General features: G+C 68.2%; 16 protein-coding genes. 14 read left to right on the top strand and 2 right to left on the bottom strand.

Annotated elements, in window-relative coordinates:
• The first annotated feature begins 32 nt into the window (after positions 1-32).
• From ABFX36_RS11250 to ABFX36_RS11210, 9 genes are all read left to right on the top strand, one after another.
• Entirely contained in the window at positions 33-1301 is a 1269-nt protein-coding gene (locus tag ABFX36_RS11250) for an acyl-CoA dehydrogenase family protein (protein WP_222111779.1), read from the top strand.
• Positions 1298-2140 (top strand): SDR family oxidoreductase, encoded by an 843-nt coding sequence (locus ABFX36_RS11245; protein ID WP_346076356.1) that lies wholly within the window; start codon positions 1298-1300, stop codon positions 2138-2140. Before ABFX36_RS11250 ends, ABFX36_RS11245 begins: the two co-directional genes overlap by 4 nt.
• 31 nt (positions 2141-2171) lie before the next feature.
• Positions 2172-3326, top strand: coding sequence for an acetyl-CoA C-acetyltransferase (locus ABFX36_RS11240; protein WP_346076354.1), 1155 nt, complete (start codon positions 2172-2174; stop codon positions 3324-3326).
• A gap of 385 nt (positions 3327-3711) precedes the next feature.
• Positions 3712-4458, top strand: a complete 747-nt coding sequence (locus ABFX36_RS11235; RefSeq protein ID WP_346076352.1) for a hypothetical protein — start codon at positions 3712-3714, stop codon at positions 4456-4458.
• 89 nt (positions 4459-4547) lie between these two features.
• Positions 4548-5528 carry an alpha/beta hydrolase gene (locus tag ABFX36_RS11230; protein WP_278127456.1) on the top strand — a complete coding sequence of 327 codons (981 nt, stop codon included), beginning with the start codon at positions 4548-4550 and terminating at the stop codon, positions 5526-5528.
• On the top strand, positions 5525-7297 hold the full coding sequence (locus ABFX36_RS11225) for an ABC transporter ATP-binding protein (RefSeq protein ID WP_278125019.1): 1773 nt from the start codon (positions 5525-5527) through the stop codon (positions 7295-7297). The genes ABFX36_RS11230 and ABFX36_RS11225 overlap by 4 nt, the downstream gene beginning before the upstream one ends.
• Complete coding sequence (locus ABFX36_RS11220; RefSeq protein WP_346076350.1) at positions 7294-9144, top strand: ABC transporter ATP-binding protein; 1851 nt, start codon at positions 7294-7296, stop codon at positions 9142-9144. The genes ABFX36_RS11225 and ABFX36_RS11220 overlap by 4 nt, the downstream gene beginning before the upstream one ends.
• A 109-nt stretch (positions 9145-9253) precedes the next feature.
• A complete protein-coding gene (locus tag ABFX36_RS11215; RefSeq protein WP_346076349.1) occupies positions 9254-10765 on the top strand; it encodes an aldehyde dehydrogenase family protein in 1512 nt (503 codons plus the stop codon).
• 106 nt (positions 10766-10871) lie between these two features.
• Complete coding sequence (locus ABFX36_RS11210; protein ID WP_346076347.1) at positions 10872-11471, top strand: TetR/AcrR family transcriptional regulator; 600 nt, start codon at positions 10872-10874, stop codon at positions 11469-11471.
• Between the two features lie 10 nt (positions 11472-11481).
• Here the strand turns inward: ABFX36_RS11210 and ABFX36_RS11205 are convergent, their stop codons facing one another.
• On the bottom strand, positions 11482-12606 hold the full coding sequence (locus ABFX36_RS11205; protein WP_346076345.1) for a class I SAM-dependent methyltransferase: 1125 nt from the start codon (positions 12604-12606) through the stop codon (positions 11482-11484).
• A 66-nt stretch (positions 12607-12672) separates the two neighbouring features.
• Between ABFX36_RS11205 and ABFX36_RS11200 the strand changes: the two genes are divergently transcribed.
• On the top strand, positions 12673-13899 hold the full coding sequence (locus ABFX36_RS11200) for a multidrug effflux MFS transporter (RefSeq protein ID WP_346076343.1): 1227 nt from the start codon (positions 12673-12675) through the stop codon (positions 13897-13899).
• 15 nt (positions 13900-13914) lie between these two features.
• On the opposite strand, the gene ABFX36_RS11195 is transcribed toward ABFX36_RS11200, so the two are convergent.
• Positions 13915-14793, bottom strand: a complete 879-nt coding sequence (locus tag ABFX36_RS11195; RefSeq protein WP_346076341.1) for a LysR family transcriptional regulator — start codon at positions 14791-14793, stop codon at positions 13915-13917.
• Positions 14794-14864: 71 nt separating this feature from the next.
• On the opposite strand from ABFX36_RS11195, the gene ABFX36_RS11190 reads away from it, so the two are divergent.
• The 4 genes from ABFX36_RS11190 (at position 14865) to ABFX36_RS11175 (ending at position 17347) form a co-directional block, all read left to right on the top strand.
• Positions 14865-15239 (top strand): nuclear transport factor 2 family protein, encoded by a 375-nt coding sequence (locus tag ABFX36_RS11190; RefSeq protein WP_278125010.1) that lies wholly within the window; start codon positions 14865-14867, stop codon positions 15237-15239.
• 4 nt (positions 15240-15243) lie between these two features.
• Positions 15244-15774: an MOSC domain-containing protein gene (locus ABFX36_RS11185; protein WP_006896211.1), complete on the top strand. Its 531-nt coding sequence runs from the start codon at positions 15244-15246 to the stop codon at positions 15772-15774.
• A 109-nt stretch (positions 15775-15883) separates the two neighbouring features.
• The gene (locus tag ABFX36_RS11180; protein WP_006896212.1) at positions 15884-16324 is read left to right on the top strand and encodes a VOC family protein; all 441 of its coding nucleotides are present in this window, start codon (positions 15884-15886) and stop codon (positions 16322-16324) included.
• A gap of 51 nt (positions 16325-16375) precedes the next feature.
• Positions 16376-17347, top strand: a complete 972-nt coding sequence (locus ABFX36_RS11175) for a sigma-70 family RNA polymerase sigma factor (RefSeq protein WP_062366042.1) — start codon at positions 16376-16378, stop codon at positions 17345-17347.
• Positions 17348-17580 lie beyond the last annotated feature (233 nt).

Below are 17580 nucleotides of genomic sequence, written 5' to 3'. Positions count from 1 at the left end.
TAGCAAATGCTTGGTAGGTTAAGCTAGCGGTCATGACGACGATCAATCTCGCCGATCGCAGCGTCGATCTGGGCGAATGGGCAGCGGCGACGCCGAACGCCGCGGAAGTCTTCGCGGCGGCGGTTCGGGACTGGCTCGAAGCCAATCTCGTCGGCGACTTCGCCGAGCTCCGCGGTCGCGGCGGCCCCGGAAGCGAACACGAGTTCTTCGCCGAGCGGCTGGAGTGGGATCGCCATCTCGCAGCGGCGGGCTGGACGTGCCTCGGCTGGCCGGTGCGCCACGGCGGCCGCGGCGCGACCATCGAGCAGCGCATCATCTTCCACCAGGAGTATGCGCGAGCCAACGCTCCGGCGCGGGTGAACCATCTCGGCGAGGAACTCCTCGGCCCGACGCTCATCGAGTACGGCACACCGGCCCAGCAGGCGCGCTTCCTGCCCGGCATCGTCGACGTGACCGAACTGTGGGCGCAGGGCTACTCGGAACCGGGCGCGGGCAGCGACCTCGCCGGGGTCGCGACCACCGCGGTTCTCGACGACGCGTCCGGCGAGTGGGTGGTCAACGGCCAGAAGATCTGGACCTCGCTGGCGCATCTGTCGCAGTGGGCGTTCGTGATCGCCCGCACGGAGAAGGGCTCGACGCGACACCGGGGACTGAGCTTTCTGCTCGTCCCGCTCGATCAACCGGGCGTCACCATCCGGCCGATCCAGCAGATCACCGGCACCTCCGAGTTCAACGAGGTGTTCTTCGACGACGCGCGCACCAGCGCCGACCTGATCGTCGGCGAACCCGGCGACGGATGGAAGGTCGCGATGGGACTGCTGCAGTTCGAGCGCGGCGTCTCCACACTGGGTCAGCAGGTCGGCTTCCGGAGGGAACTCGACGACATCGTCGCCGTCGCCCGGGCCAACGGGTCGATCGACGATCCGGCCGTCGCCGAGCGGCTGCGCCGGGCCAAGGTCGGCCTCACCGTGATGGAGGCCAATGCGCGGCGCACGCTCGCCGGCGACATCGTGTCGGAGGCCGGCGCGGCGTCGGTGACCAAGCTGCTCTGGGGCAACTGGCATCGCGACCTCGGCGAGCTCGCGGTCGCGGTGGTCGGTGCGCCCTCGTTGATCGGTCCGCCCGCCACCACCGAGGGTCGCGCGAACGACATCACCGACCCCGAGAACGTCGAACTCGACGAGTGGCAACGACTTCTGCTCTTCACCCGTGCCGACACGATCTACGGCGGCTCGAACGAAGTGCAGCGCAACATCATCGCCGAGCGAGTGCTCGGCCTTCCCCGAGAGGCACGCGCATGAGTGATACCCGACCCGTCTCGCCGCTGGCGACCGCGCCCGAGGAGGTCGGCGGCCACGGCCTGCTGACGGGCAGAAAGGTGATCGTCACCGCGGCCGCCGGCACCGGTATCGGATTCTCGACCGCACGTCGGGTCCTGCTCGAAGGCGCCGACGTCCTCGTCTCCGACTTCCATGAGCGCCGCCTCGGCGAGACGGTGGAGAAGCTGTCGGCCGAGTTCCCCGAGCAGCAGGTGGCCTCCTTCGTCTGCGACGTCTCGAGCACCGGACAGGTGGATGCGCTGATCACCGATGCCGCCGAGCAACTCGGCCGCATCGACGTCCTGGTCAACAACGCCGGCCTCGGCGGCGAGACACCCGTCGCGGATATGACCGACGAGCAGTGGGACCGCGTCCTCGACATCACGCTGAACAGCACGTTCCGCGCCACGCGCGCCGCACTGCGCTACTTCCGCAACGCGGCGCAGAACGACGCGGCGCAGTCCCGGTCGCCTCGGGGCGGGGTGATCGTGAACAACGCCTCGGTCCTCGGCTGGCGGGCGCAGCGCGGTCAGGCCCACTACGCCGCGGCCAAGGCCGGCGTGATGGCGCTCACCCGCTGTTCGGCCGTCGAGGCCGCCGACTACGGAGTCCGCGTCAATGCGGTCTCGCCCTCGATCGCCAAGCATCCCTTCCTGGCGAAGGTCACCAGCGACGATCTCCTCGATGAACTCGCCGCGCGGGAGGCCTACGGCCGCGCCGCCGAGGTCTGGGAGATCGCGTCGGTGATCGCGATGCTCGCGAGCGACTACACCACGTACATGACCGGTGAGATCGTGTCCGTCTCCAGCCAGCGTGCCTGACCCGACCCCGTGATTCTCTAGGAGCTCTCCCATGACCACTTCCGCTTACATCGTCGACGCGGTCCGCACTCCCGTCGGCAAGCGCAACGGCTCACTCGCCGCCGTCCACCCCGCCGACATGGGCGCACATGTCATCAAGGCGATCGTCGACCGCACCGGCATCGACCCCGAGGTGGTCGATGACGTGGTCTTCGGCTGTGTCGACACCATCGGTCCGCAGGCCGGCAACATCGCACGTACCGCATGGCTCGCGGCCGGACTGCCGCTGGGAGTCCCCGGCACCACCGTCGACCGTCAGTGCGGCTCGAGCCAGCAGGCCATCCACTTCGCCGCACAGGGCGTGATGAGCGGGACGCAGGACGTCGTCATCGCCGGCGGTGTGCAGAACATGAGCGCGATCCCGATCAGCCAGGCGATGATCGCCGGCCAGCCGTTCGGCTTCACCACTCCCACGGCCGAGTCGAAGGGCTGGACGCAGCGCTTCGGCGATCAGGAGATCAGTCAGTTCGTCGGAGCCGACATGATCGCCAAGAAGTGGGACATCAGCAGGCGGGAGATGGAGGAGTTCGCGCTCGCGAGCCATCAGCGCGCCAAGACGGCCATCGCCGAGGGTCGCTTCGACAACGAGTACGTGCCGCTGGGCGACTGCGTGGTCGACGAGTGCCCGCGCGAGACCTCCCTGGAGAAGATGGCCTCGCTCGACGTCCTGGCCGAGGGGTCGCAGCTCACCGCGGCCGTCGCGTCGCAGATCTGCGACGGAGCGTCGGCCACTCTCGTGGTGTCCGAGCAGGCGTTGAAGCAGTACGGTCTCACGGCCCGCGCGCGCATCCACCACATGTCGGTGCGCGGCGACGATCCGGTGATGATGCTCTCGGCGCCGATTCCGGCCACCGAGTACGCGCTGAAGAAGACCGGAATGAGCATCGACGACATCGACGTCGTCGAGATCAACGAGGCCTTCGCGCCCGTCGTGCTCTCGTGGCTCAAGGAGACCGGAGCCGATCCGGCTCGGGTGAATCCGAACGGCGGCGGGATCGCGCTGGGGCATCCGCTCGGCGCGACCGGAGCCAAACTGTTCGCCACCATGCTGAACGAGTTGGAGCGCACCGGCGGCCGATTCGGACTGCAGACCATGTGCGAGGGCGGCGGTACCGCCAATGTCACCGTCATCGAGCGCCTCGGCTGAGCTGAGACGGCGCACGGATTTGATGTTCCGCGCTCTCGGGCGTGTCTCGAGCGCACGGCGGCGAAACGCCGGTGTTAGCCAAGATTTGTGACAATTCATCGTGTCTTAATCACGTCCGATTTACCGGCCGAGCCCTACTCGTGAGTATCGTCCGAACAGATGCTTTAGAAGTGAGTCACAGCGCACCACTGCGCCGTGTATCGCGTGCATCACGTACGAAGTCTCCATTTGAAAGGAAACCACGATGGGCAACATCGACCCGCTGCTCGACCTCGCGAAGACCATCAACGCGGTGCTGGCCGACGCCGGCTCCACCAACGAGGGTGGCAGCTACGGCATCAGCAACGACAACGGCAAGGCCTGAGGCCTCAGTCGCGGTAACGCCATGATGTCCACGGACAGCCGGGCCGTGACTCCCACGCGGAGTCACGGCCCGGCCGCGTGCGCAGTCGCGCGGCCGGCGGCGACAGTACTGACCCCGGACGCACTGCCGGAGGCCGCTGCACTGGTCGGGGACGCGCTCGGTGAGGTGCCGATCTTCAACTGGGTGCTCGGCGATACGGTCGACGACCCGACAGTCCGGAGGTTGCTGGCGACGGTCCTGCTCCGGCCGATGGTCCGGTCGGGATGCGCGGTCGGCGTCCGCGGTGACGAGCGCGATGACGAGTGCGCCGGACGACTCCGCGGAGTCCTCGGCTGGTACCCCGCGGACGGCAGGGATCCGGCGGATCCGGTCGAACTGCGCGCCGACGCCGAGCGGCTGGCCGCTCATCCCGCCGTGGCGCGCCGCCTCGTCGAGCTGTCGCGTATGGACCTCATACCCGCGCCCGAGGAGGGCTCGGTGAGCATTCCGATCGCCGCACTGACACCGGATTCCCGCGGAGCGGACCTGTTGCCTGCTCTGGTGCGGCCCGTCGAGGAGTACTGCTCACTGCACGGTTGCTCGTTCTACGTCTGGACCGGTGTCGAACGACTGCGGGATGCGTTCTTCCGGGGATGGCGGCTGAGGCAGTTCGCCACAGCGGAGTTCCCTCCCGCCGGACCGAGCGGCGCGCATCCCGGCGGGACCACGCTGTACGGCCTGATCTGCGAACCGGGACCGACAGGCTTCCGGCGCGCGGCGGACCGATGAGATCGACAGGTCTGCGCGGCGTCGCTGCCGCGCGGGGCCGTGAGAAGGAAGTCACGCGACACGTCGCGAGGAGGAGAGAAACAGTGAAGTTGACCGAACGCCGACGGATGTCGGTCGCGCTGGCAGCCGCAGTCGCACTTGCGGGCTCGATTGTGAGCGGAGGCGTAGCCCACGCCGCGCCCGGTGCCTCGTCTGCGGTCACGAGTCCGCGGGAGTCGAACATCAGCGTTCACTCGGCGGCGATGGGCCGCGACATCCCCCTGACCGTGCTCTCTCCGAAGGACACCTCGCGGCCCGCACCGGTGCTGTATCTGCTCAACGGAGCAGGGGGCGGCGAGGACACCGCCACCTGGCAGCGGAACACCGACGTGGTCAAGTTCTTCCAGAACAAGCACGTCTACGTGGTCATTCCGATGCAGGGCGCCTTCTCCTACTACACGGACTGGATCAAGCCCGACGAGAAACTCGGCGTCAACAAGTGGTCGACCTTTCTGGCGAAGGAACTGCCCGGCGCCATCGATGGCCGGTACCGGACCACGGGAAAGAACGCGATCGCCGGCATCTCGTCGTCCGCCACCTCGGTGCTGAACCTCGCCATCCAGAACAAGGGGCTGTACAAGGCGGTCGGCTCGTACAGCGGCTGTGCCAGCACCTCCTCGCAGCACGGCCAGCTGTTCATCCGGATCGTCACCGAGGTGCGCGGTGAAGCCGATGCCCGCAACATGTGGGGACCGTACAACGGTCCCCTGTGGAAGAAGAACGATCCGCTGATCCACGCGGCCGGTCTGCGCGGACTGTCGCTGTACTTGAGCACGGCGACCGGCCTGCCCGGCTCCCACGACAACCTCACTGAGGTTCCAGATCCGCAGGTGCTCGGTGATCGGTTGCTGGTGGGCGGTGGGATCGAGGCCGCGACCAAGTTCTGCACCGAGGAGCTGGCGGCCCGGTTGCAGCAACTGCACATCCCGGCCACCGTCGACCGTCCGCTGGGCGGAACCCACTCCTGGCCGTACTGGCAGGACCAGCTCCACAAGTCCTGGCCACAGCTCGGCCGCGCCATCGGCGCGTGACCTCCGGGCACGCCGCCGTCGCGCTCGTCCGGTCGGCGATCTCCGACCATAAACGGCTGTGCGCGGGGATCATCGCCATGCAGTTGGTCTCGATGATCGCCGTGCTCAGCCAGCCGGCGCTCAACGCACGGATCGTCGATTCGGGCGTCATCGCCGGAAACGTCGGCTACATCGAGCGAACCGGTCTGCTGATGGTCGCGATCGTGGCCTGCGGAGCCCTCTCCTCGGTGGTGGCGGTGGCGCTGAGTTCGCGGCTGGCGGCGGACGCCTCGGCCGAACTGCGGTCGCGGATGTTCCGGAAGTCGGCGCGCATGGACGCCGAGGAGTACCGCGGATTCGGAACCCACTCGCTGCTGACTCGGTCCACGGTGGATGCCAACGCGGTGGGGCAGGCGGTGTTCGCGTTCGCGGCGACGGCGGTCACCGCCCCGCTGATCACGGTGGGCGCGGTGGTCGGATCGTTCCGCCAGTCGTGGCGGCTGATGCCCGTCGTCGCGCTCACCGCGGTCTTCCTGGCCCTGGTCATCGGAGGCTTCGTCCTGGTGGTCGCACCGCTGGCGGCGCGACTGCAGCGCGCGATCGACCGGGTCAATCTCACGCTCCGCGAACAGCTCGTCGGCGTCCGGGTGATTCGACTGTTCCGGAGGGAACGGACTGTCGGCGTCCGATTCCGGGAGGCGAACGACGACCTCACCGGGTTGGCGCGCCGGGTGGGAGCAGCGCAGGCGCTGCTGTTCCCGGTGGCGCTCGCGATCACCAACATCGCGGTCGCCATGACCACGATGTGGTCGGCGGACCTGATCGGTGCCGGGAAGATGACGATCGGTGATCTCACCGCGTTCACCGGCTACCTGTCGCAGGTGGTCTCGGGGCTGGTCTTGTTTCTGCCCGTGATCATGCTGTGGCCGCGAGCCCAGGCCAGCGGCGGGCGCATCCGCGAAGTCCTCGATTCCGCGGAGGCGGACGCCGGAGGCACGGCCCAGTCGCCGGCCTTCGGTGAAGCGGTGCCCGTCGACTTCGCCGGGGTCGGGGTCCGATACGCCGGGGCGCACCAGTCGTCGTTGGCCGAGATCACCGTCGACTGTCCGGCGGGCGGTATCACCGGCGTGGTGGGCGGCACCTCCAGCGGCAAGTCGACCCTGATGGCGATCGTGGTGCGGCTCGTCGACGCCACGTTGGGACACGTCGATCTCGGCGGTGTCCGGGTGACCGATCTGCCCCTGGCCGCACTGCGGCGAGACGTGGTGCTGATCCGCGGCGATCATCAGCTCGTCGCCGGAACTGTGCGGTCGAACCTGCGTCTCGCCGACGGCGACGCGGCCGATGACCGATTGTGGCGGGCCCTTGACGCGGCTCGGATCGGGGGCGCGCTACGCGACCGCGACGGACTCGACACCGCTGTCGCGCAGGGCGGACGTAACTTCTCCGGCGGACAGCGGCAGCGGTTGGCTCTCGCCCGCGCGATCGTCCGAGCACCCCGTGTCCTGTTGCTCGACGACGCGCTGTCCGCGATGGACCGGCCGACGGCGGCCGCGGTGCTGCGTGGCCTGCGTGAGGCCCTGCCTGACACGACGCTGCTGATCGCGGCGCAGCAGGTCGCGACGGTCGCAGACGCCGACCGGATCGTGGTGCTCGACCGGGGCCGCACGGTGGGCGTCGGCACTCACGGAGAACTCCTCGACAGCTGCGAGGTGTATCGCGAACTCGCCGCGGCCCAGGGGCGTCGAGTACCGGACGCCGACGCTCGGGTGCCGGAGGCGGCACGATGACCGGGCCGATCCGCGTCTACGGGATGCTCATGCGGGAACTCGGTCGCGTCTGCGGGCGGGGCCGCAGGCAGCTACTTCCAGCGCTGCTGTGCTCCGTGATCGGGACGCTGTGCGGCGTGCTGCTGCCCGCGGCGCTGGCCAAGCTCACCAATGCGGTCTTCGCCGGCGCTCTCGGAGCCGCACTGCCTGCCGACCGCACTACCGAGCAGGTCGTCGCCGAGTACCGTGCCGAGGGCGACACGGCGACGGCGAATCTGATCGAGCGCAGCGGAGCCGTCCCCGGCCACCGGATGGACTGGGACGTCATCGATCACTGGGTGGGCTGGTCGATCGTCCTGATCATCGTCATCCTCGTCGCTCGTTCGGCCGGCGGACTGCTCCTCAACTCGTTCGTTCAGGACACGGTCCGGGGTCTGCGTACGGAATTGGAGCAGAAGATCCATCGGCTGCCGCTCAGCGCGGTCGACGGCGGGCGTCGGGGTCACGTCGTCAACACCACCACGGTCGACGTCGACAATCTGGCGACGATGATCGGTCCTGCGTTCGTCGCAGTACCGGTGATCGTGCTGACGTGCCTCGCGGTGATCGTGGCGCTCGGACTGGTGTCGCTGTTCTTCCTGGGCGTGGCTCTCGCGGTGATTCCGGTGATGGTCGCACTGTCGGTGTTCGTGATCCGGCGCGCCCGTCCGCACATGCAGACGCAGTGGGCCACCACATCGTCGCTCACCTCGCACATCGAGGACGTCTACAGCGCGCGGGAGATGCTCACGGTGTACGACGCGTACGAGCGACCAGTGCGCGAGTTCGACCGACTGAACGGCCGACTCGCACACGCCACTCGGTCGGGGCAGACGTGGAGCGGCACGTTGTCTCCTGCGATGTCGCTCTGCAATGCCCTCGTCTTCGTCACCATCGCGGTACTCGGCGCACTGAAGATGCTCGACGGTGCGCTCACCCTCGGTGCGCTGCAAGCGATCGTGATGTACACCCAGCAATTGTCGAATCAGGTCTCCGAACTGGCGTCGAACCTTCCGCGGATCCAGTCCGGGATCGTATCGTTCACTCGAGTCCGCGAGTTCCTCGGCGCTGCCGATGAGGTCGGTCCGGCCGTCGACGACGTCGCACCGTCGCCGGTCACCGACGACGCACCGCCGCCGCACATCCGCTTCCGGAACGTGTCGTTCGAATACGAACCCGGCGGCCCGGTTCTGCGCGGGGTGGACCTCGAACTCCCGCCGGGACGGACGCTGGCGCTGGTCGGTGCCACCGGGTCGGGGAAGACCACACTGACGTCGTTGCTGCAGCGCTTCTACGAGCCCTCCGGCGGGGAGATCACGATCGACGGCGTCGACATCACCACGATGAGCAGGTCTCAGGTGAGGTCGCAGATGGCTGTCGTGGCACAGGAGCCCTGGCTCTTCACCGGGACGGTCCGCGAGAACATCGCGTTCGGTTCCGCCGACGGAGGCACGCCGACGTCGTCGGTGATGGAACGGCTCGTCGGTGCTCTGCCGAACGGCCTGGACACCGAGGTGTCGGGAGACCACGAGAGTCTCAGCTCCGGGGAGAAGCAGTTCGTGACGGTGGCCCGGGCGCTCGCCGCACGCCCGCGCATTCTGATCCTCGACGAGGCGACGAGTTCGGCCGACCCGCGGTCGGAGGTCCTGATCCAGGAGGGCGTCTCAGCGCTGCGTGAACACACCACGACCATCGTGGTGACCCACCGCATGTCGACTCTCGCGATCGCCGACGTCGTCGCTGTGCTCGTGGACGGCCGTGTCGCAGAGGCCGGGACAGTCGATGAACTCCTCGCCGCGGACGGCGAGTTCGCCAGGATGTACCGCTGACCGGCGCCGTACCGCCCGCCCTGTGATTCGCGCCACCCGGTGGCTACACTTGGGATGACTACGAGAATTTGTCTCACAGAACGTCAGTGACTCACGAGTGGAGAGTGGAATGACCAAGCCGGCAGATGTGGCAGTGCGTGCGGGAGACAAGGTGTCGTCCGAGGCGCACACCATGGAAGAACTGGTCGACATCCAGAAGGCCGCATTCCTGCGCGACGGCATTCCGGATGCGAAGACGCGCATCGACCGGATCAATCGCCTGGGCCAATTGCTGCTCGACCACGCCGACGAGATCACCGCGGCCCTGACCGAGGACTTCGGGTCCCGGCCCGCAGATCTCTCGATCGCGGCCGACGTGGCCGGCTGCATGATCGACCTCGCGCACCAGCGCCGCAGTGCCGAGAAGTGGATGCGCGAGACCAACGTGGCGAGGGTGGCCGGGATGGTCGGATTCACCCAGCGGCTGCGCCGCGACCCGCTGGGTGTCGTCGCGATCATGGGGCCGTGGAACTTCCCGCTGCAGCTGACGATCGTGCCCGCCGCGTCCGCGTTCGCCGCGGGCAACCGCGTCCTCATGAGGCCGTCGTCGATCACCGCGAAGACCACCGACGTCATCGCCCGGGTGGCCCCCGACTACTTCTCGATCGAGGAGCTCGCGGTCATCACCAGCAAGCACGGCGGCGGTTCGGACTTCGCGAAGCTGAAGGTCGACCACATGTTCTTCACCGGTTCGCCGGAGGTCGGTTCGTCGGTGGCGCAGGAGGCCGCGAAGAACCTCGTTCCGGTCACTCTTGAGCTCGGCGGCAAGAATCCGGCGATCGTCGACCGCGGCACCGACATCACCAAGGCGGCGCACTTCCTGGCCGACGCCCGCATGATCAACGGCGGCCAGGTGTGCCTGTGTCCCGATTACGTCTTCGTACCCGAGGACAAGGTGGGCGAGTTCACCGACAAGGTGATCGCGCGGTGGACGGCGAACTTCCCGACGATCGTCGGGAACGGCGACTACACCTCCACCATCAACGAGAAGAACTACCAGCGGATCGTCGGCCTCATCGACGACGCGGTCAGCCTCGGCGCCACCAAGCGGCAGGTGCTGCCCGTCGGCGAGGAACTGCCGAACGCACAGGAGCGCAAGATTCCGCCGACTCTGCTGACCGGAGTGAAGCCCGGAATGAAGATCGAGGACGACGAGGTCTTCGGCCCGGTCTTGACCGTCTACCCGTACCGCGAACTGTCGGAGGCGATCGACAAGATCAACTCGGCGGGTCACCCGCTGACCCTCTACTGGGCCGGGGACGACAACGCGAATCTGCGGACGGTCGCCGACAACACCCGCAGCGGTTCCATCTCCGGCAACGACTTCGGACTGCACATGCTCTCCCAGGGGCTGCCGTTCGGCGGCGTCGGACGGTCGGGCATGGGCAACTACCACGGTGAGTTCGGGTTCAACACGTTCAGTCATGCCCGCGCCGTCACCGTGTCGTCGCTGCCGATCTCCTTCGCCGAGGTCATGACGCCGCCGTTCACCAAGCGGGACGCGCGGATGACCGCGATGCAGATGAAGGTGTGGCGGTTCCTCAACCGTCGCGCGATCAAGAAGTCGAACAAGAAGCGCTGAGCCGGCGGCCGCGCGCGCAGCGTGTTCGCGCGCGGCCGTATCCCGGCGACGTTCCCCAGCCAAGCAAGCACTTGCTAGGGTGGGAGAAGTCGTACGAGGAGGCACGTTGGCGTCGAAGACAACCGCGACCGGACCCACCCGCCGCGATGAACTGCTCGGGATCGCCGGTCAGCTCTTCGCTGAACGCGGGCTCCGCTCGACGACGGTCCGTGACATCGCCGACGCCGCAGGCATCCTGTCCGGCAGCTTGTACCACCATTTCGACTCCAAGGAGTCGATCGTCGACGAGTTGCTCCGGAGCTTCCTCGACGCGTTGTTCGCACGCTATCGGGAGATCACCGAAGCCGGGCTGTCCGCGACAGATACTATCCGTCGGCTCGTGATCGTGTCCTTCGAGGCCATCGACTCCCAGCACACCGCCGTGGCGATCTACCAGAACGAATCCCGGCAACTGATCGGGCAGGAGCGGTTCGACTACATCGCCGAACGGAACGTGGAGTTCCGTGCCCTGTGGGCGGCGGTCCTGCGGCGTGGCGTCGAGGAAGGTGACTTCCGCGAAGACCTCGACGTCGAACTCGTCTATCGGTTCATCCGCGACACGGTCTGGGTGGCGGTGCGCTGGTACCGGCCGGGGGGTGCCAAGACCGTCGAGCAGATCGCCGACCAGTACCTGTCGATCGTGCTCGACGGAATCCTTCCGCGCTGAATCGGGCGGGTCAGCGCGCTACCGACGCGGTGACGGTGAACTTCGGATTCCGCGCGATCTGCCTGGTGGGGCCGACGATCTGCTCGAGTGACCGGCGGTAGCGCAGGTGCGAGTTCCACACGCACCACAGCTCGCCACCGGACCGCAGGGCGCGGGCGGCCTCCGCGAAGAGGTAGTGGGCGATACCCGTCGAGAGAGCGGCGTCGCTGTGGAACGGCGGATTCAGCACCACGAATTCCTCGGTCCCGTCCGGGGTCGTCTCCAGACCGTCGGCCTGAACCGCGAGGACGCGGTCGGCGAGACCGTTCGCTTCGGCCGTCGCTCGTGCGCTCGCCACCGCGGCGGCCGACCGATCGGTCGCGAGAACGGTGAGACCGGGCCGCGACCGCGCGAGCGCGGCGCCGACCACGCCGTTGCCGCAGGCGAGGTCGACCGCGGTGGCCGCATCGGGTCGTGCGCCGTCGAGTACCGAGAGCAGGAATCGAGTGCCGACGTCCACGCGGGCTCCGGCGAACACGCCGCCGTGGGCCGCGACGGTGAGACCGAGGTCGCCGTCCCGCCGGGTCTGCGGCCACGAACGGGCTCGTTCGTCGGCGAGCCGGGCGCGCGGTCGGCGGGCGAACAGAACTCGCGACTTCTGCCGGGCGTGGCTGACGTCGACGCGATCGAAGAACTCGCCGAGCACGTCGTTCATCGCGACCGACATGTGCTTGATCCGGCCGCCGGCCACCACGGTCACGTCCGCGTCGGCGTGGGCGGCGATCAGCGCAGCCACCTCGGCGAGCCGGTCGAGGCCGCGGGGCAGTCGTGCCAGCACCACCCGGGCGCCGGCGACGGCGTCGGCGACAGAGGGCAGACGGCGGATGTCCGCACCCGCACCCATCGCCTCGGCGTTGCGCTGCAGAGCGCGTTCGCCGGTGATCAGGTCCTGATGACTGCGGACGTCGGTCGCCCCCGTGTCGACCGCGCCGAGTGCGAGGGCGCCGTAGGCGTCGTCGATCACCGCCACCGTGCCGTCCGGTGCGGCCGCGAGCAGATCGGCCGCCTCGTCCAGGATCAACCGGTCGGCGGCATCGGCTGCGACGAGACCGGGGCCTTCGACGTCGGGGGCACGTCGCAGCAGGGAGAAGTCCACGCCCGCAGGTTACCGGCCCGCGGCGGCGGATCCGGCATCACCGGCGGTGGCCGGTAGCTTCGACTCATGTCATCGGATACGTCTGACCGGACGTCCCGCCTCGACGGTGCGAGCGCTCCCGGCAGCGGCATCGGTCTGGCGATGCTGCTCAGCCTCGCCCTGCTGTCGGCCATCGCTCCGCTCGCGACGGACATGTATCTGCCCGGACTCCCGCGGGTGGCGGACGATCTTCAGGCGTCGCCGTCGTCGGTTCAGCTCACGCTCACCGCCTTCATGCTCGGTCTGGCGGCGGGGCAATTGCTGGTGGGACCGCTCTCGGACGGACTCGGACGCCGCAGGCCGCTGATCGTCGGTACCGTTCTGCTGGCCGTCGCGGGGCTCGGGTGCGCACTCGCACCGTCGATCATCGTCCTCATCGCCTGCCGCTTCTTGCAAGGAGTCACCGGCGGGATCGGTGTCGTGGTCGCTCGTGCGGTGATCGCGGACCGGACCTCGGGGGACCGCTCGGCGAAACTGTTCAGCGTGATGATGATCATCACCAGTGCGGCGCCGGTGGTCGCGCCGCTGCTCGGCGGAGCGCTCGTGGGGCCGATCGGGTGGCGCGGTGTGTTCTTCGTCCTCGCCGGCCTGGCGGCGGTGATGCTCATGGCCGTCGTCGCCTTCGTCCCCGAGACGCTGCCCGCGCCGCGCAGGCATCCGATCGAGCCGCGGGCGATCGGCTGCGGCATCGGGGCGGTTCTCGGCAACCGCCCTTACCTCGGCTACACGTTGACCTTCGGCATCGGGTTCGGTGCGATGTTCGCGTACATCTCGGCCTCGCCGTTCGTGATCCAAGAGGTGATGGGATTCTCGCCCGGGATGTACTCGGTGCTGTTCGCCGTGAACGCGGTGGGCATCGGTATCGCGGGCTGGACCAACAACCGGCTTCTCGGGCGGTTCCGCCCGCACGCCCTGCTCGCCTCGGGAGTGGCCGTGCTCTCGGCTGTGGGCGTCGCGATGCTGGTCGTCGCACTGGCCGTGCCCGGCGTCCACTGGCTGCTGCTGGTACTGATGTTCTGCCTCACCTCGAGTTTCGGTTTCACTGCCGGCAACGCGACCGCGTTGGCACTCGGCGAGGTCCGGGAGCGCGCGGGCACCGGCTCCGCGGTCCTCGGGTCCCTTCAGTTCACAGTCGGTGCGATCGTCTCGCCTCTGGTCGGTATCGGTGGGGAGGCCAGCGCGACGCCGATGGCGATCGTCGTGTTCGGCTGCACCGTTCTGGCCGCGGGGTCGTTCGCGACTACGATCCGCTGACCGCCGGGCCGGAGATCACTGCGCGGGGGTGAGCCGGCGGACGAGCGCTGCAGTCATGGCCCGGGCTGCCGCGGAGGGGTCCGGTCGGCGGGCCAGCGAGAGCGACGTCCGCCGCGAGCGCGCCACCGGGATCGCGACCGCCCCCGGATGGCCGGCGGCCATCGACGCGGTGAGCAGTCCGACGCCGCTGCCGAGTTCGGCGAGCGCCAGCACCGCGGCGGGCGAATGCGCTGCCACGGCCGGAACGATGGGCACCTGCTCGGCTGCGGCGGTCTCGGCGAGGGCCGCCCGGACACCGGTGCCCTCGGGGAGCGAGAGCACGGTGACGTCGGCGAGTTCCGACAGCGGGACACGGTCGTAGTCGGCCCACGGATGACGGTTCGGAACCACGGCCGCCAACGGCTCGCGAATCAGGGTGCGAGGTCCGAGGGCGGCCGGCAGCGGTGCGGCGTGCGCCACCACCGCGACGTCGAGCCGGCCGCGTTCCAGATCGGCGATCAGCCGGTCGGAGTTGTCCTCGGTGACGGTGACCGAGACGTCGGGGTGGCCACTCCGGAAGTCGGCGAACCCACGCAGGTAGCCGGGGATGGTGCAGCCGATCACGGTGCCCAGCCGAACGTGCCCGCGGACGAGACCGGTGAGCTCGTCAGCGGTGGTCCGGACCGCCTGGACTGCCCGCGCGACTGCGCGCGCGTGGACCAGGATCTCATCGCCTTCCGCGGTCGGGACGACGGTCCGGCCGGAGCGGTCGAGAAGGCGATGCCCGAGTTCCTTCTCCAGCTTTGCGACCTGGGCGCTGACTCCCGATTGGCTGACCAGCAACTCCTCGGCGGCGGCGGTGAACGAGCCGTGGTCGGCGACCGCGACGAGATATCGCAGCTGGTGCAGCTCCATAATCAGTGATTCTAGTTCGCAGAAGTACCAGCTGTTGGACGTATACCCGTATGCGGGCGGACAGTGAAGACATGACTGATACATCATCTGCCGTCCCCGCACGCACTCCGCTCCAGATCGCGGAACTCTACGTCGACTGCTGGCGGCGCAAGGACTTCTCCGACCTGCGGCCTCATCTGGCGGACGACTGCGAGTTCGTCGGAGTTCTCGGCACGGCATCCGGACCCGATGAGTTCCTGCAGGGGCTGAACGGCATGGCGGCCGGGACCGACAGCCTCGAGATCCGCAAACGGCTCGCCGACGACACCGACGTCATCACCTGGTTCGATCTCGGCATGGCCGGGGCGCCTCCGACCGCGGTCGTGAACTGGACGCATGTCGAGGCCGGTCTCATCACTCGTGTGAACGTCACCTTCGATCCCCGGGAGATCCTCGCCGTAGGCTGACCGCATGGCCGAAGTCACCGCGATCTGCGTCGTAGCAGCCCTGCATCCCGATCCAGGCAGTGTGGGGACCACGGCCATCGACAAGCGGCCGGTCAGCGGGCCGGTCCGGATCGGCGAATACGGGGCGTTCGCCGATGTGCAGGCCGATCGCAAGCATCACGGCGGCCCAGACAAGGCGCTGTACGTCTATGCGCAGGAGGACGCCGACTACTGGGCGGCCGAGCTCGGCCGGGAGATTCCGCCCGGCTTCTTCGGGGAGAACCTGCGGACGGTCGGAATCGATGTGAACGGTGCGCGGATCGGTGAGCGATGGCGTATCGGCGAGAAGGTGATCGTCGAGGTCACGTCGCCGCGGATCCCCTGTCAGACGTTCGCACGATGGATGGGCGAAGACGGCCGCGGGTGGGTGAAACGATTCGCTCAGGCCCGCCGCGTGGGGCCCTACCTGCGCGTCGTCGAGCGAGGAACGATCACCGCGGGCGATCCGATCGAGGTGCTGACCGTCCCGGACGCCCCCGCGATCCGGGATCTGTGAGCTCTTCGCGGAAATAGATCTCGCGTCGACCGATCAGTTCTGCCGGGCCGGGCTGTCTATCTCTATGACGGCCTCCGAGAGGGACGCCGCAGACTGCAAGGAGACCCCGATGCACAAGATGATCTTCGTGAACTTGCCCGTCGCCGACCTGGACGCGTCCCGGGAGTTCTTCGGGAAGATGGGATACACGTTCGACGACCGCTTCACCGATGAGAACGCCGCCGCGATGGTGCTGGGCGAGACCATCGTCGCGATGCTGCTGCGCCGCGACTTCTACCAGAGTTTCGTGCCCACCAAGCAGATCATCGACGCCACGACCACCAGCGGCGCGATCCTGTGCCTGAGCGCGGAGAGCCGTGAGGAGGTGGACGGCATCGTGAGCAAGGCCCTGGAAGCCGGTGCGACGGCCGGGGACGTGGAAGACCACGGGTTCATGTACGGAAGCTCGTTCTACGATCTCGACGGCCACGGCTGGGAGATCATGTGGATGGATCCGGCCGCGGTGGAGACCGGACCCGAGGCGTACGCCGCGCAGCAGCAGGCGCAGTGACGACCGGTACATCAGTGGCCGCCCAGGAGCGGCGGAGGAGTTGACGAGGCGATGACCGACGACCGTGACTTCGAAGCGGCCACCAGCGCCCTGCGCGCCGAGCTTCTCGTGCACTGCTATCACATGCTGGGATCGGCCACCGACGCCGAAGATGTGCTGCAGGACGTGTATCTGCGTGCGTGGCAGGCCTTTCACAGCTTCGAAGGACGGTCGTCGGTCCGCACGTGGATGTATCGGATCGCGACTAACACCTGTCTCAACGCCCTGGAGAGCCGGGCGCGGAGGCCTCTGCCGAGCGGGTTGGGCACCGAGGCCTCCGATCCCCGTGAACCGGTGATCCCGAACCATGAGATCCCGTGGCTGCAGCCGCTGCCGGACGGCGCGCTGGGCGATCCCGCGTCGACGGTGACGGCGCGGGAGTCGGTGGGGCTGGCGATGGTCGCCGCCATGCAGGAGCTTCCGGCGCGTCAGCGTGCGGCGTTGATTCTGCGCGACGTGCTCGCGTTCAGTGCGGCCGAGACCGCCGAAGCACTCGACATGACAGTCGCGGCGGCCAACAGCGCGTTGTCGCGCGCACGCAGGGCGGTCGGCGAGGGCACCCGGCTCGAGGGCCGGCGCGTCGCAGAGCTGTCCGACCACGAGCGGCAGGTGTGGGACGAGTTCTGCGCTGCTTTCGAGCGGCACGACATCCCCGGCGTGGTGGACGTGCTCGCCGCCGATGCGGTGTGGGAGATGCCGCCGTTCCCGGGCTGGTATCTCGGCGCCGAGAACATCGGAGTGCTCACCCTCAGCCAGTGCCCGGCCAAGGAAGCCGGCGACATCAGGATGATCAAGACGTCCTGCAACGGGTTGCCGGCGGCCGGGATGTTCATGCGCGACGGCGACGTCTGGCGTCGTTTCCAACTCGATGTCCTGACGATCGTCGACGGTCGGGTGGCGCACGTCGGTGCCTTCTTCGAGCCCGAACTGTTCTCGCTGGCGGGCCTGCCGGAGACGCTGTCGGGCGCCGCTGAGGACCGGTGAGGGTGGGGACTGGCTGAAGCAGATTGGCACATATGATCGATTCCCTAATGTGTTCTGTCATACCCCGTTGGTAGAGTTCTGGTAGGTCAAGAAAACATGGTTTGACCAGCTGAAACACTCGGGGGAGGTGGCAGTGATGAGCGGTCCGATCACCGATTCGATCGCGACTGTCGTTGCCACCGGTGCGCTGCCGGAGCGGCCCGCCGAACTACTCGCACTGATCGATGCCGCGG

The sequence above is a fragment of the Gordonia cholesterolivorans genome (assembly GCF_039531975.1).
Lineage (GTDB): Bacteria > Actinomycetota > Actinomycetes > Mycobacteriales > Mycobacteriaceae > Gordonia > Gordonia sihwensis.
This window is presented reverse-complemented; position numbering and strand designations above follow the sequence as displayed.

What these genes read in the sequence shown, in the direction of transcription:
- ABFX36_RS11250 (WP_222111779.1), top strand. Translation starts at nt 33, where the DNA reads ATGACGACGATCAATCTCGCCGATCGCAGCGTCGATCTGGGCGAATGG.
- ABFX36_RS11245 (WP_346076356.1), top strand. Translation starts at nt 1,298, where the DNA reads ATGAGTGATACCCGACCCGTCTCGCCGCTGGCGACCGCGCCCGAGGAG.
- ABFX36_RS11240 (WP_346076354.1), top strand. Translation starts at nt 2,172, where the DNA reads ATGACCACTTCCGCTTACATCGTCGACGCGGTCCGCACTCCCGTCGGC.
- ABFX36_RS11235 (WP_346076352.1), top strand. Translation starts at nt 3,712, where the DNA reads ATGATGTCCACGGACAGCCGGGCCGTGACTCCCACGCGGAGTCACGGC.
- ABFX36_RS11220 (WP_346076350.1), top strand. Translation starts at nt 7,294, where the DNA reads ATGACCGGGCCGATCCGCGTCTACGGGATGCTCATGCGGGAACTCGGT.
- ABFX36_RS11215 (WP_346076349.1), top strand. Translation starts at nt 9,254, where the DNA reads ATGACCAAGCCGGCAGATGTGGCAGTGCGTGCGGGAGACAAGGTGTCG.
- ABFX36_RS11200 (WP_346076343.1), top strand. Translation starts at nt 12,673, where the DNA reads ATGTCATCGGATACGTCTGACCGGACGTCCCGCCTCGACGGTGCGAGC.
- ABFX36_RS11195 (WP_346076341.1), bottom strand. Translation starts at nt 14,793, where the DNA reads ATGGAGCTGCACCAGCTGCGATATCTCGTCGCGGTCGCCGACCACGGC.
- ABFX36_RS11190 (WP_278125010.1), top strand. Translation starts at nt 14,865, where the DNA reads ATGACTGATACATCATCTGCCGTCCCCGCACGCACTCCGCTCCAGATC.
- ABFX36_RS11185 (WP_006896211.1), top strand. Translation starts at nt 15,244, where the DNA reads ATGGCCGAAGTCACCGCGATCTGCGTCGTAGCAGCCCTGCATCCCGAT.
- ABFX36_RS11180 (WP_006896212.1), top strand. Translation starts at nt 15,884, where the DNA reads ATGCACAAGATGATCTTCGTGAACTTGCCCGTCGCCGACCTGGACGCG.
- ABFX36_RS11175 (WP_062366042.1), top strand. Translation starts at nt 16,376, where the DNA reads ATGACCGACGACCGTGACTTCGAAGCGGCCACCAGCGCCCTGCGCGCC.